The following is a 13,096-nucleotide window of genomic DNA, read 5'->3' as shown; positions in this document are numbered from 1 at the left end:
GAAAATGCTTAATCCTAGTTCTTCAATTCTTATAAAAATCGGTGGAAGTACTCTTGGAACAAATGATACTTCGTTTCTTGATATTGCATCGCTCCATAAGAACGGCAATCCTTTAATTGTTGTACATGGCGGAGGGCCAATACTGACTGATTGGATGAATAAACTCGGGATAGAAGCGAAATTCGCGAACGGACTGCGCATCACAGATGCCTCAAGTCTTGAAGTGGCAGTTTCAGTCCTATCAGGATTAGTTAATAAAAAAATAGTTGCGGAACTGAGAGCATTGGGGATAAATGCAATAGGTATTACAGGTGTAGATGGCGGTTTAATTCAAGGAAAAGTCACCGATGCATCCCTTGGCTTTGTTGCAGGTTCTATTGAAGTAGATGAATCAATCTTAGTTTCATTACTTTCTGCAGGGCTAGTACCAGTAATTGCGCCAATTGCAGTCGATATCGAGAGACCAAACCAGCTTTTAAACGTAAACGCTGACACGATTGCGGGGGAAATTGCAGCAACTTATGGAACCAAGAATTTGATTTTTCTCTCTGATGTTGACGGTGTTTTTGATGGAAACGGTAAAATATTAGAAGAAATAAAAATTGATTCGATTGATTCGCTTATCAACTTAAAAGTTATAAATGGAGGGATGATTCCTAAAATTCAAGCCTGTCATAAGGCAAGGGTCGCCGGAGTTCGCCCTTCAATTATAAATGGAACGAAAGCAAACGCATTGCTAGATCATCTGAATCAAACTCTGATATGTACTGAAATAGTTATTTGATTGCAATAATCACCTGATAAAAAGGTAAAATCGACACAATCCTGGCTTCCTCACACCAAGCCAATGGAGGCAATAATGGCTACTGATTGGAAAGAAATAGAATCGCAATACTATATGCATACGTTCAATAGGCAACCAATCGTAATTGAACGCGGAGAAGGGATGCGTGTATGGGATGTCAATGGAAAAGAATACCTAGATATGACATCAGGGCTAGCAGTGAACAATCTTGGTCATTCCCACCCTTCTGTAACAAATGCGATAACTCAGCAAGCAGCTAAGCTTTTGCAAATGTCCAACCTTTATTACACAGTCCCTCAACTCGAACTTGCAGAAGCGTTGGTAGAAAACAGTTGTATGGATAAGGTTTTCTTCGCAAATAGTGGAGCGGAAGCAAATGAAGGTGCTATTAAGCTCGCGCGTAAGTATGGACGCTTACACAGAGGTGGAGCTCAAAATGTAATTACAACACTTAGCTCTTTTCATGGTAGAACCTTTGGAATGATAGCGGCAACGGGGCAGCCTGCATATCAAAAAGCTTGGTTGCCATTAGCCCCCGGATTTTCAAACGTACCTTATGACGATTTAAATGCAATCCAAGAAGAAACAACCGATCAAACTTGCGCAATCATGGTTGAAGTACTGCAAGGTGAAGGGGGAGTTAACGTTCCTACGGAAGGATATCTGAAAGGATTACGTGAGTGGTGCGATGAGAAGAATATCCTATTGATTTTTGATGAAGTACAAACAGGAATGGGTAGGCTCGGGCATCTTTGGGGATATCAGCATTTTGGTGTTGAACCAGACATAATGACTTTAGCCAAGGGGCTTGGAAATGGAGTGCCAATAGGCGCATTCCTTTGTAAAGAAAATTGTAACGTCCTAGAACCAGGCGACCACGGAAGCACATTCGGGGGTAACGTTCTGGCCACAGCTGCAGCGAATGCGACAGTTCGGCATATGATTGAGAAAAATATCCCAGAACATTGCTCTGCAATGAGTTCATACCTTGTTGAGCAACTTACGCAATTAAAAGATAACTATAATGAGGATATCGTTGGAGTACGAGGGGTTGGTCTTCTGCTTGCTTTACAGTTCAACTCGCCCATTGCACGTGAGGTAGTCAGTGCAGCTAATGCACAAGGGGTATTATTGAACCCTGTATTACCTGATGCAATTCGGTTTATGCCATCCCTTATTATCAACAAAAGCGATATCGATGAATGCATTACCAAGCTTGAAAGTGCTCTTAAAAGTACTCTGTCAAGCAGATAAATGAATGAAAGGAATATTTCATGAGCGAAAAGATAGTTCTTGCATATAGTGGAGGGCTTGATACTTCTGTCGCAATCCGCTGGCTCCAAGAACATTATGGCGCAGATATTGCAACTTTAACTATGGACCTTGGTGGAAAAGTAGATCTTGAAACAGCGCGGCAGCGAGCTTTAGATATTGGAGCAATACGGGCAGACATTCTGGATGCGAGAGAAGAATTCATTGACGAATACGTTTGGCCTGCGCTTCAAGCGGGTGCTTTATACGAAGGAGTTTACCCTTTAGCAACGGCGTTAGGTCGCCCATTAATTGCAAAACATTTAGTACGCATTGCCTTAGAAGAATCTGCGTTTGCAATAGCACATGGCTGTACTGGAAAGGGAAACGATCAAGTTCGTTTTGATGTCAGTGCAATTGCGCTAGCTCCAGCAATGAAAGTGATCGCACCTGCTCGAGAATGGGGTATGACAAGAGACGATGAAATTGCATATGCACAAAAAAACCAAATCCCTTTAGAAATAAATAAGCGTAGTGCTTACTCGGTAGACGAAAATATATGGGGCCGAAGCATTGAAGCAGGGGATCTAGAAAACCCTTGGATGGAGCCTCCTGAGGACGCTTATGCATGGACAGTATCAGTCCCAGATGCTCCAGAGTCACCAGAATATATTGAAATTACTTTTGAAACAGGGATACCAGTAGCCATTAACGGAGAGAAACTTAAGAGCGTAAGCCTAGTTGAAAATTTAAATGAAATCGCTGGAAAACATGGAGTCGGCCGTATTGATCATATCGAAAACAGGTTAGTCGGAATCAAGTCACGCGAGATCTACGAAGCTCCCGCCGGGCATGTTCTCCATCAGGCTCATAAATCGCTTGAGCAAATGTGCTTAAGCAAAGAACAGACAAGGTTTAAAGATCGTGTTTCACAAGAATATGCGGATATTGTCTACAACGGACTTTGGTTCACGGCGCACCGGGAAAACTTGGATGCCTATATAAAAAACAGCCAAAGCCACGTGAATGGCATTGTTAGAACGCGCTTACACAAAGGAACCAGCACGGTAGTTGGTCGTAGCAGTGACGAGTCCCTATATCAGCACAATTTGGCAACCTATGATGCTGGAGATACCTTTGATCATCAAGCTTCGGTAGGATTCATATCAGTCTTCGGCTTGCCTGTTAAAACCCAAGCTGAAATCCAAGGTGGAGAAGCTACTTAACAGTGGATGGAGCATTACTGGCCCTATCTGCAGCAGCGATGCTTGGACTTAATACGGCGATCGTACGTAGAAGCGTACTACTGGCTTCCGCGTATGACGGTATCGTCATATCAATAGTATTGTCGGTTCCTGTATTTGCTTTACTTGCCTACACTTCGGGCCAATTTACGGATCTGAGTGTTTTTACCACGACTGAATACATAGTATTAAGTATTGCAGGGATAATGAATTTCCTTGGTGGGAGATTTTCTCAATTTCTAGCAATACAAGCAGTAGGTGCCAATTTAACTGCACCCGTCCGAGTCTTATCGGCGTTGTTTGGAAGCATACTAGGGGTTTCACTTTTAGGTGAAATCGTTGGCGTAACTAGAGGGATAGGCATAGGTCTTCTGATTATCGCCCCACTTATAGCATTTGCGCGCCCTCCTACTGTAAAACTTGGTTCTTTACAAATAGCAAGAGGAATAACGTTCGGCCTAACTGCCGCAGCCACTTATGGTGGATCTACATTTTTACTACGATGGGTTCTAGCTGACACTTCCATGTACCTACTTGGAGCCTTCGTAGCTCATAGTGCAACTGCCATCGTGCTTTTAACGTCGTTACTTATACCTGCACGGGCGAAAAGCTTGAGGCAAATTAATAGTACCGCAGCTAAGCTGTTCCTTTTAACTGCAGCAATAATGACTGTAGCTCAAATTCTAAGGTTTGCCGCACTTGAATCCGCTGATACATCTGTAGTAGCACCACTAACTGAAACTATGACCTTCTTCGGTTTAGGAGCAGCGTTTCTATTCAATCGCAAGACAGAAGCGTTTAGCCCATTGGTTCTTCTTGGTATTTTCCTTGCTGCAATGGGAGCAATTGCAATTACAATTAATTAAACGGAGGATTTTATGCGAATAGGATGGATTGGACTAGGCCGGATGGGTAAACCCATGGTAATGAATCTCATAACAAAAGGGTTTCATGTTACTGTCCAAAATCGCAGCCAAGAAAAAGTTGCAGAACTTGTTAAAACAGGTGCAGTTGCGGGCATTTCTTTTGATCAAATGGGCTCAGAATTAGATTTCATTCACACTTGCCTGCCTGATTCTGAAACAGTTGTTGATGTAATTAATGGTAAAAATGGGGTACTTAAAAACCCAAAACCTGGGCTAATCATTGTTGATCACAGCACAATACATCCTGAAATTGCAAAATCGCTTTACGATGAGTCCTTAAAAAAACAAGTTTCTTTTTTGGACGCCCCGGTATCTGGTTCAGGGCCTTTCGCTGAAAAAGGAGAGCTGACCATAATGTGTGGAGGAGAACTTAGAGCGTTCAACAAAGCGAGCTCAGCATTAAGTGCAATGGGAAAAACTGTGGAATTGGTGGGGCCCTCGGGTTCCGGTTCACTTACCAAAGTAGTAAACAATATGCTAATGGCAACCAATTTAGCAGTTGCAATGGAAGCTCTTATTTTTGCAGCAAAGTCTGGGCTTGATCTTCAATCCTTATTTTCTGTAATCCGTACTGCATCTGGAGCTAGTCGGACTTGGGAACGCAACATACCTAGAATTTTGAGCAGGCAGTTTGGAAAGGACGGATCAGCTTGGCTCACAACTAAAGATCAAGATTTAGCTTTTTCACTTGCAAGTGAAATGGGTTTTAAATTGTCTGTTTTTGAATCTTCAAGGTTATTTTGGCATTCAGTATTGGACGCTGGCCTTGGAGAAGAAGATCCATCACATGCATTTACTGCATTGGAGGCTAAATTAGGGTTCAATCTCAATAATTCCTCAAATCCCTAGTACAATGGTCATATCATGAGTGAATACAAAACACATCATTACCAAAATTTCTCAGACTACACAGTCTCTGTCAGTTTTGATTGGAAGCTGTATGCATACGACATACAAGCTTCCATCGCGCACGCAAAAATGCTGAGTAATCAAAATATAATTACGCATGACGATTCAGCAGCAATTGTTTCTGGCCTTGAATTAATAGAACAAGAAATAAATGAGGGGAAATTCGTTTGGCAGGCGAAATATGAAGATCTTCATATGAATATCGAAGCTCGTCTTTACGAGCTAATTGGAGATCCCGCAGCCAAACTACATACCGGCCGTTCACGCAATGATCAAGTAGCTACCGCAACGAGACTCTATGTCCGTGATGCGATAGATAGCCTGTTGAGCTGTATAAATGAATTGCAAACAACGCTAGTAGACCTCGCTAGTAACCATACAGGAACCCTTTTGCCAGGTTACACTCATTTACAACGGGCACAGCCAGTTTTTTTGGCCCATCACTTACTAGCGTATTTTGAAATGCTTGATAGAGACGCCTCTCGTTTCAAAGATGCCCGTAAAAGAGTTAATGTTTTGCCACTAGGCTCAGGCGCATTAGCTGGGGTTCCATACCCCCTTAATCGCAAATGGGTAGCAAAAGAACTAGGGTTTGACGAAATTACTGCCAACTCTATGGATGCAGTTGCAGATAGGGACTATATAGTTGAATTCCTTGCAAGTGCATCATTGTGCATAATGCATTTATCTCGCTTGGCAGAAGAAATCATCCTTTGGTCGTCATCTGAATTTAATTTTTTGCAAATAGGTAGTCAATGGACAACCGGCTCTTCAATAATGCCACAAAAAAGGAACCCTGATTATGCAGAAATTACTCGCGGTAAAACTGGAAGAATATACGGAAATCTAATCGCACTGTTAACTACATTAAAAGGGCTACCATTAACCTACAACCGAGATTTGCAAGAAGATAAGCAAGGCCTTTTCGATACGCACACTACCCTGCTTGCAGCATGTGAAGTAATGAACGGAATGCTGAAGGATAGCCAGTTCAACACGAATAGAATGCAATCTGCTGCAGAAGATAGCTCGCTACTAGCTACTGATTTCGCTGATTATCTCGTAGCAAAAGGTTTACCATTTCGTGAAGCGCATTCGATTGTAAGTAATCTGTGTGATTTGGCTGCAGTTGAAAAAATATCCATAATCAATTTGCCTTTAGATACGCTGTTGGAGTTTTCGAACTTGTTCTCTGAAGATATATATGAGATAACCCCATTTGCGAGTGCATCCTCACGAGATCTGACCGGAGGTACTTCCCCAAATCAAGTTCTTAAAGCCATAGCAGATGCAAAAAAAAGATTAGGTGTAAACAATGAACTCCATTAAAATCGCACCTTCTATCTTATCTGCAGATTTTGGTCGAATCGGAGAAGTAGTAAAAGAAACCGAGAGGGCTGGGGCAGACTATATACACGTTGATGTTATGGACGGCGAATTCGTACCAAATCTAACTATAGGACCATTCGTAGTCAAGGCAATCAGAGCAAATACCAGCCTTCCACTAGACGTGCATTTGATGATTGTAAAACCCGATCGCCTTATACCAGAATTCATTGAAGCAGGAGCGGACAAAATCACTGTTCACCGCGAAGCAGTAGATGAATTACTGCCTGTAATTAATTTAATAAAAGGTTTAGGAGCAAAAGCAGGCGTATCAATAAATCCGTCCACCCCCGCCTCTTCTTTAGAAGATGTTCTGGACCATATAGATTTGGTCCTGGCTATGTCAGTCAACCCTGGTTTCGGTGGTCAATCATTCATAAAAAATGTTCTTCCGAAAATTAAATTATTACGCTTGATGATTGATGAAAAGCGTTTAAGTACTGAACTGGAAGTTGATGGCGGAATAAAATTTGATAATGTGGATCGTGTAATTCACGCAGGAGCAGATGTAATTGTTGCAGGTTCAGCGATATACAATGATCACTCATCAATACAAGATTCTATAGCTAAAATGCGAGATAGCATTTCAGCAATTACCTAATGATCCAGCATAATAAACATGCAGCAATACAGTATGCATCGGTGATAGTCCTAGCATTAACAATATCGTTTATGCTTATTGCGTGCTCTGAAGAATCTAAACCACGTAAAGAAAATGAAACAATCATCAACGTTACGGAGGATGTAATTATGGCTACTGATGGAGACATTGTGTCGGTTCATTATCATGGAACTTTAGATAATGGTCAGATTTTCGATTCTTCAAAGAATCGAGGTGAACCATTGAAATTTACCGTCGGTGGAGGTCAAGTAATCCCAGGATTCAATGACGCGGTCCTTGGTTTAGCTGTTGGCGAAAGCGTTAAAGTCCGGATGGAGCCGGCGCAGGCTTACGGTGAAAAAAATGAACAATTGATATTTGAAGTTCCTTCAGAGGGTGCCCCCGAAGGTTTAAAGGAAGGTGATCGAGTACAACTTTCCAATGGGGCTCCAGCAGTCGTAATCAAAATTAACGACGCTTCTATAACACTTGATGCAAATCACGAACTAGCAGGTCAAGCCCTAACTTTTGAAATCGAATTAGTATCAGTTAATTAAGAAATTAGATGCGCTATCTAACTAGAAACCGTCATACGCTTATTTTGAGCAGTCCGAAGACAACGGGTACAGACATGCAATCGCTGCATTTTACCCTTATGCATTAAGGTAGCCCGCTGTATATTTGGAAGAAACCAGCGGTTTGTGTGTCTATTTGAATGACTAACATTTTTGCCAGCTCTGCGACGAGCTCCGCATACATCACAACTTGCCATAAGTTCCATTTTGCTGGTAACAATAGTGCCAGCCATAAAATTTGGGCGCTTAGCGCCCTAGAAATATATTAACAGAATGGTGAGTGGTAGCCAAGACATGACAAATCAACACGTTGCTTCATTAAATGCCGAAGGATTAAAGCAGCTATTTCTATCAGGAACAAAATTCATTGAGGCTAACGTAGATGCAATAAACTCATTGAACGTATTTCCCGTTCCTGATGGCGACACTGGAATTAATATGTTACTAACGTTGCAAGCTGCTAATGATTCGGTTGCGACTTCTTTACCGCAAGAAACAGTTGGTTCCTTAATTGAATCCTTGGCAAAAGGTGCCCTTCTAGGAGCAAGAGGGAACAGTGGTGTAATTTTTTCACAGTTCATTAAAGGCATGGCCAATGGCCTTTCGGGTTGTAAAGAGTGCCATGGAAGTAACCTGCAGAGTGCACTATCACATGCAGCTGACGCAGGTTATTTGGCGGTCGGTACACCAGTTGAAGGAACCATGTTATCCGTAATGAAAGCGGCTGCAACAGCTGCAAAAAATACTAAAGGTGATTTAGTTGATGTACTGCGAAATGCATATGAATCTTCTGTTGTTGCCCTTGCGCGAACTCCGGAGCAACTGCCCATATTAAAAGAAGCCGGTGTAGTTGATGCAGGAGGGCAAGGGCTAGTTGCGTTTTTTGCTGGTGCGTTAACCTTTGTTGGCTCAGAACAAGTGAACTTTGAAATTTCTGCAGCAACAGGCTCTAATTCTCTAAATCCTACTGCTATTAACACGGATTTCCTTGAACATACAGAAGATGAAATGTACGGGTACTGTACTCAATTTGTGATACATGGTAGCGAATTCAATCCATCCAAAATCAGATCAGAAGTTATGCATATAGCTAATTCAACAGTGGTCATTGGAGATGACAAGCTCCTTCGTGTACATGCACATACCTACAACCCAGGTGAATTATTAAACCTTGGCACGCAAAAGGGGAATCTTGACCAAATCACTATCCAAAACATGGATCTCCAGTACGCTGAGTTTTTAGAAAAGCACGACAAGGCTCAACGTCCTCTGGCTGAGCTTGGAATTGTAGCCGTGGCCGCTGGCAAAGGCATCTCCACTATTCTTAAAGAATTAGGAGCCGCTGTAGTAATTGAGGGTGGTCAGGCAATGAATCCGAGCACTGCAGAAATATTAAGTTCAATTACAGAGGCAAACGCAAAATTCACGATAATTCTTCCCAACAATAGCAATATAATACTTGCAGCAGAACAGGCTCTTGAAATGTCCGAAGGAAAGGGGTTTGTATTACCTGCCACAACTATCCCGCAGGGGATCAATGCCCTACTTGCCTTCAATCCCGATCAATCCAACGAAGATCTCTTGAGCGCAATGACCCGCGCAATTTCCGAAACAAAATCTGGAGAAATCACAACCGCCGCACGTTCAGCTGAAATTAACGGCATCTCTATTACAGAAGGTAATTTCATAGCTTTAGTAGACGGCAAATTGGTATCTGCCGAAAACTCTGCCGAGAAAGCTTTAATTACCATGCTAGAATGCTCCCTAGCACAGGATGATTCGTTAGTAACGCTTTATTTTGGAGACCAAATAAATCTTGCGATAGCACAATCTACTGCAAGTTTACTTTCAGAACGTTTCCCTTCATGCGAATTTGAAACTATTGAAGGGAATCAGCCTTTTTATCAGTATTTTGTATCAATCGAGTAATTAGGAGACATCATGGCAATAAAGATAGTGACAGATAGTACTTCCGACATCCCTGAGGAACTGGCGAAATCTTTAGGTATAACCGTCGTACCTTTAACCGTTTTCTTCGGTGAAGACGCGTTTAAAGATAAAATTGAAATCCAATCTGATGAGTTTTTTGATCGACTCCAGAATGGAAATATCTTACCTAGAACTACACAGCCATCTGTCGGGGATTTTATCTCAGCTTACACCCCGTTAGTTGACGAAGGGCATGACATTGTCTCTATACATATATCTGATAAATTAAGCGGAACCTTAAATTCAGCTCGGTTAGCACGAGAAGAGTTCCCTAATGCGAATATACAGCTTATGGACAGCAAGCTTGGTTCGCTTGGGTTAACCCTTGTGGTTAAGGCTGCGGCAGAGGCTGCTAATTCAGGCGCAGATGTTCAAGCAGTCCTAGACACCGCTGCAGATGTAGCTAGCAGAGTCGATCTTTTTTTTGTACTCAATACGTTGGAATACCTCCAAAAAGGAGGGCGAATTGGAAAAGCACAAGCTTTAGTAGGATCGTTACTTTCAGTCAAACCCATTCTTAAATGCGTTGACGGAGAAGTACATCCCTACGAGAAGCTACGAACGCGCCAAAAAGCTGTACAGAGGCTGCAAGATATTGCATCTGAGGGAGCCCCATTTGAAGAAGTTGCCTTTATTTATCAAGCTGAAGGTGAAGAAGCCGACCAGTTAACGACTTTTCTGGCTCCTCTTTCCAGCAAGCCTGTAATTACAGGTAGAATTGGACCTGTAATTGGAACCTATACTGGACCTAATGTGGTTGGCCTTGCGTTACTAAACCCAAAAACCAGCTAAAACAATCTAGGTTTGAATGGAGAAAAGCTTAGCCTATGAATAGGAGTAGCTCCTTTTTTATCTATAGCGTCCAAATGCTTCGATGAAGCATAGCCTTTGTGGGTATCAAAACCATAACCTGGGTACTCTTCATTAAATAAATCCATAACTCGATCACGATATACTTTTGCCACTATTGACGCTGCAGAAATGACAGTACAAAGCGCATCTCCTTTAATAATAGGCTTGCAGGGTTTATGCCTCCAATCTATAGGGAATGCGTCAGACAAAATATGATCAGGGGGAATACTCAATTGGTCTAAAGCTGAGTGCATTGCTTTTCGAACTGCAGGGGCTATTCCAATTGCGTCAATTTCTACGTTGCTGACTTCACCGATTCCTATACAAGAGGCATATTTGCGAACAAGTTGATCAGCTTGAGGTAACTGTTTCTTAGAGAGAGTTTTGCTATCTCGAATCAAAAATATGTCTTGGACTTCAATATTCGATAAGCTAGGCAAAATCACCGCACCCGCAACAACGGGTCCAGCAATCGGCCCTCGTCCTACTTCATCTACACCAGCAATATAGACGAAGCCTGCAAGATTCAAGGTCAGTTCTTCATCTTGAGTTGGTACCACTCTGACCCTCTATAGTCCTTATTTCACTGGTCCATCTATGTAACCGCCACCTAATACGCAATCATCTGCATAAAAAACTGCAGCTTGACCAGGTGTAATTGCACGTTGAGGATCATCAAATCGCAAAACTGCAGATTCACCATCAGGGTACAGGACTGCGGAGGACTTAATTCCATTGTATCTAATTTTTGCATCAATATTGATTGGTCCATGAGGAGCGACGCCATCAATATAATTTACTCGATCAACCAAAACGCCATGGCCCATTAAATCCTCAGAAGTTCCTACCATTATCGTTTTAGACATTGGGTTTACCCCGGTAACAAATATTTTTGTCCCTTCAGGTAAATTTAATTGATTAGGAGTTATATTCAAACCTCGGCGTTGACCAACCGTGTAGAACTCTACACCTGGGTGAGAGCCCACAATTGTACCTTCACTGTCGATAATATTGCCGGGAGCTGGCTCCGTCTTATCTTTAATAAATTGACGGTAATCGCCACTTGGGATAAAGCAAATCTCTTGGCTATCTAATTTATTTGCGATATGCAATCCAGCTTCAAATGCAAAATCTCTTATTTGACCCTTTGTGTAGCCACCAATCGGTAATAAAATTTTACTTAACTGCGACTGACTCAAACCAAATAGCACGTATGATTGATCTTTCAATCGATCAACTCCTTCACGAAGCATAAATCGCCCAGTATGGTTTAGTGCAATGCGCGCGTAGTGACCGGTAGCGATGTACTCAGCTTCCATCATTTGGCTACGGCTCAACAAAAAATCGAATTTTATCCGATCATTACATGCAATACAGGGATGTGGTGTACGACCCTTTCGGTACTCATCAGTAAAATATTTTATGACGTGTTCCTGAAACTCGTTCCTGGCATCCAATACGTAATGTGGTATTCCGATTGACTGGCAAACCCTACGAGCATCCTCAATATCATCTATAGAACAACAGCCTTGATGATCAGCCGCAATTTCTACATCCTCATCTGCAGACCAAAGGCGCATTGTAATTCCTATAACCTCGTATCCTTCACGTGACAAAAGATACGCTGCTACAGAAGAATCAACGCCTCCAGACATAGCTACTACGACACGAGGTAGGTTAGTTTTTTTTCTTTCTCTGTTTGTCATTAATAAACTCTTAATCTCTATCTGCCCTATAATCTACCAATGGCTGATCAATTTTCTACCGCTTTAGACATTGCGTCGATAGCTAGAAACGCTATCGAACTTGCTTCTGATAAGCAGGCTCAAAACATTGTCCTTCTCGACGTAAAAGATATTTCAAGCTTCACTGATTACATGATCATGCTTAGTGGGTCCAGCACGCGTCAAGTGCAATCTCTAGGTAATGATATCGCTGAAAAGATAAAAAAGGATGGATTACACCTGCACCATCAAGAAGGATCATCCAATTCAGGGTGGGTCCTTCTTGATTTCGGTGACATAGTAGTAAATGTTTTTAGTGAGGAGCAGCGCAATTTCTATAAACTAGAAGAAGTGTGGCGCACCGGAAGAGAATTGGTCAGGATTCAGTAACCCAATTGTCGGCCTCACGCTCATACTCATATAGCTCTTCGCCATTGAAAAAAATTGCTAATTCACGGATTGCTGATTCTACTGAATCAGACCCATGAATTAGATTTCTACCGATATTTACAGCTAAATCTCCTCGTATTGTTCCAGGGTTAGCATCCTGGGGATTAGTCGAACCCATAGATTTGCGAACTGCATCCACAACGTTCTCCCCTTCAAGAGCAATCGCAATAATAGGACGCGACATCATAAACGCAGCCAATCCAGGGAAAAATGGTTTTTCGACATGCTCCGCATAATGCTTTCTCGCTACCTCATCTGTCATTCGCATGAATTTTAGGCCCACTATTTTCCATCCACGATTTTCCAATCTACCTACAATTTCGCCAACTAAGCCACGCTGGACGGCGTCAGGTTTTAGAAGTACAAGTGTTCGTTCAGCCAAAG

General features: G+C 42.1%; 15 protein-coding genes. 11 read left to right on the top strand and 4 right to left on the bottom strand.

Features of this window, described 5'->3' with window-relative positions:
- Positions 1 to 4: 4 nt before the first annotated feature.
- The 8 genes from argB (at position 5) to MK127_00665 (ending at position 7,679) form a co-directional block, all read left to right on the top strand.
- Positions 5 to 784 (top strand): acetylglutamate kinase, encoded by a 780-nt coding sequence (gene argB, locus MK127_00700; protein MCH2531322.1) that lies wholly within the window; start codon positions 5 to 7, stop codon positions 782 to 784.
- Between the two features lie 75 nt (positions 785 to 859).
- Complete coding sequence (locus MK127_00695; GenBank protein MCH2531321.1) at positions 860 to 2,059, top strand: aspartate aminotransferase family protein; 1,200 nt, start codon at positions 860 to 862, stop codon at positions 2,057 to 2,059.
- A 20-nt stretch (positions 2,060 to 2,079) separates the two neighbouring features.
- Entirely contained in the window at positions 2,080 to 3,282 is a 1,203-nt protein-coding gene (locus tag MK127_00690; GenBank protein ID MCH2531320.1) for an argininosuccinate synthase, read from the top strand.
- Between the two features lie 2 nt (positions 3,283 to 3,284).
- Positions 3,285 to 4,166, top strand: coding sequence for a DMT family transporter (locus MK127_00685; protein MCH2531319.1), 882 nt, complete (start codon positions 3,285 to 3,287; stop codon positions 4,164 to 4,166).
- Positions 4,167 to 4,178: 12 nt separating this feature from the next.
- Entirely contained in the window at positions 4,179 to 5,075 is an 897-nt protein-coding gene (locus MK127_00680) for an NAD(P)-dependent oxidoreductase (protein ID MCH2531318.1), read from the top strand.
- Positions 5,076 to 5,090: 15 nt separating this feature from the next.
- Positions 5,091 to 6,464, top strand: coding sequence for an argininosuccinate lyase (argH, locus tag MK127_00675; GenBank protein ID MCH2531317.1), 1,374 nt, complete (start codon positions 5,091 to 5,093; stop codon positions 6,462 to 6,464).
- Entirely contained in the window at positions 6,451 to 7,122 is a 672-nt protein-coding gene (rpe, locus tag MK127_00670) for a ribulose-phosphate 3-epimerase (GenBank protein MCH2531316.1), read from the top strand. The genes argH and rpe overlap by 14 nt, the downstream gene beginning before the upstream one ends.
- Before the next feature lie 149 nt (positions 7,123 to 7,271).
- Positions 7,272 to 7,679, top strand: a complete 408-nt coding sequence (locus tag MK127_00665) for a peptidylprolyl isomerase (protein ID MCH2531315.1) — start codon at positions 7,272 to 7,274, stop codon at positions 7,677 to 7,679.
- A gap of 17 nt (positions 7,680 to 7,696) precedes the next feature.
- On the opposite strand, the gene rpmB is transcribed toward MK127_00665, so the two are convergent.
- Positions 7,697 to 7,894 carry a 50S ribosomal protein L28 gene (gene rpmB / locus MK127_00660; GenBank protein MCH2531314.1) on the bottom strand — a complete coding sequence of 66 codons (198 nt, stop codon included), beginning with the start codon at positions 7,892 to 7,894 and terminating at the stop codon, positions 7,697 to 7,699.
- A gap of 97 nt (positions 7,895 to 7,991) precedes the next feature.
- Here rpmB and MK127_00655 point away from each other — a divergent pair, with 97 nt between their 5' ends.
- Together MK127_00655 and MK127_00650 are read left to right on the top strand one after the other, a co-directional pair.
- Positions 7,992 to 9,626: a DAK2 domain-containing protein gene (locus tag MK127_00655; protein ID MCH2531313.1), complete on the top strand. Its 1,635-nt coding sequence runs from the start codon at positions 7,992 to 7,994 to the stop codon at positions 9,624 to 9,626.
- A 12-nt stretch (positions 9,627 to 9,638) separates the two neighbouring features.
- The gene (locus MK127_00650; GenBank protein ID MCH2531312.1) at positions 9,639 to 10,478 is read left to right on the top strand and encodes a DegV family protein; all 840 of its coding nucleotides are present in this window, start codon (positions 9,639 to 9,641) and stop codon (positions 10,476 to 10,478) included.
- Here the strand turns inward: MK127_00650 and MK127_00645 are convergent.
- Together MK127_00645 and mnmA are read right to left on the bottom strand one after the other, a co-directional pair.
- The gene (locus tag MK127_00645; GenBank protein ID MCH2531311.1) at positions 10,475 to 11,098 is read right to left on the bottom strand and encodes a ribonuclease HII; all 624 of its coding nucleotides are present in this window, start codon (positions 11,096 to 11,098) and stop codon (positions 10,475 to 10,477) included. The two genes, MK127_00650 and MK127_00645, sit on opposite strands and share 4 nt — an antisense overlap.
- Before the next feature lie 18 nt (positions 11,099 to 11,116).
- Complete coding sequence (gene mnmA / locus MK127_00640) at positions 11,117 to 12,244, bottom strand: tRNA 2-thiouridine(34) synthase MnmA (protein ID MCH2531310.1); 1,128 nt, start codon at positions 12,242 to 12,244, stop codon at positions 11,117 to 11,119.
- 39 nt (positions 12,245 to 12,283) lie between these two features.
- Between mnmA and rsfS the strand changes: the two genes are divergently transcribed.
- Positions 12,284 to 12,652: a ribosome silencing factor gene (gene rsfS, locus MK127_00635; protein ID MCH2531309.1), complete on the top strand. Its 369-nt coding sequence runs from the start codon at positions 12,284 to 12,286 to the stop codon at positions 12,650 to 12,652.
- Here the strand turns inward: rsfS and ndk are convergent.
- Complete coding sequence (gene ndk / locus MK127_00630; GenBank protein ID MCH2531308.1) at positions 12,639 to 13,094, bottom strand: nucleoside-diphosphate kinase; 456 nt, start codon at positions 13,092 to 13,094, stop codon at positions 12,639 to 12,641. The two genes, rsfS and ndk, sit on opposite strands and share 14 nt — an antisense overlap.
- Positions 13,095 to 13,096: the final 2 nt, after the last annotated feature.

The sequence above is a fragment of the Dehalococcoidia bacterium genome, assembly GCA_022449765.1.
In the GTDB taxonomy this organism is placed as follows: domain Bacteria; phylum Chloroflexota; class Dehalococcoidia; order Lucifugimonadales; family Australimonadaceae; genus UBA2963.
Note: the sequence above shows the minus strand (reverse complement) of the source record. Positions and strands in the feature narration are given on the sequence as shown.

Bases quoted from the DNA above. Each gene is read 5' to 3' on its own strand.
- MK127_00680 (MCH2531318.1), top strand. From the start codon at position 4,179: ATGCGAATAGGATGGATTGGACTAGGCCGGATGGGTAAACCCATGGTA.
- rpe (MCH2531316.1), top strand. From the start codon at position 6,451: ATGAACTCCATTAAAATCGCACCTTCTATCTTATCTGCAGATTTTGGT.
- argB (MCH2531322.1), top strand. From the start codon at position 5: ATGCTTAATCCTAGTTCTTCAATTCTTATAAAAATCGGTGGAAGTACT.
- rpmB (MCH2531314.1), bottom strand. From the start codon at position 7,894: ATGGCAAGTTGTGATGTATGCGGAGCTCGTCGCAGAGCTGGCAAAAAT.
- MK127_00650 (MCH2531312.1), top strand. From the start codon at position 9,639: ATGGCAATAAAGATAGTGACAGATAGTACTTCCGACATCCCTGAGGAA.
- argH (MCH2531317.1), top strand. From the start codon at position 5,091: ATGAGTGAATACAAAACACATCATTACCAAAATTTCTCAGACTACACA.
- MK127_00690 (MCH2531320.1), top strand. From the start codon at position 2,080: ATGAGCGAAAAGATAGTTCTTGCATATAGTGGAGGGCTTGATACTTCT.
- MK127_00665 (MCH2531315.1), top strand. From the start codon at position 7,272: ATGGCTACTGATGGAGACATTGTGTCGGTTCATTATCATGGAACTTTA.
- rsfS (MCH2531309.1), top strand. From the start codon at position 12,284: ATGGCTGATCAATTTTCTACCGCTTTAGACATTGCGTCGATAGCTAGA.
- MK127_00695 (MCH2531321.1), top strand. From the start codon at position 860: ATGGCTACTGATTGGAAAGAAATAGAATCGCAATACTATATGCATACG.
- mnmA (MCH2531310.1), bottom strand. From the start codon at position 12,244: ATGACAAACAGAGAAAGAAAAAAAACTAACCTACCTCGTGTCGTAGTA.
- MK127_00655 (MCH2531313.1), top strand. From the start codon at position 7,992: ATGACAAATCAACACGTTGCTTCATTAAATGCCGAAGGATTAAAGCAG.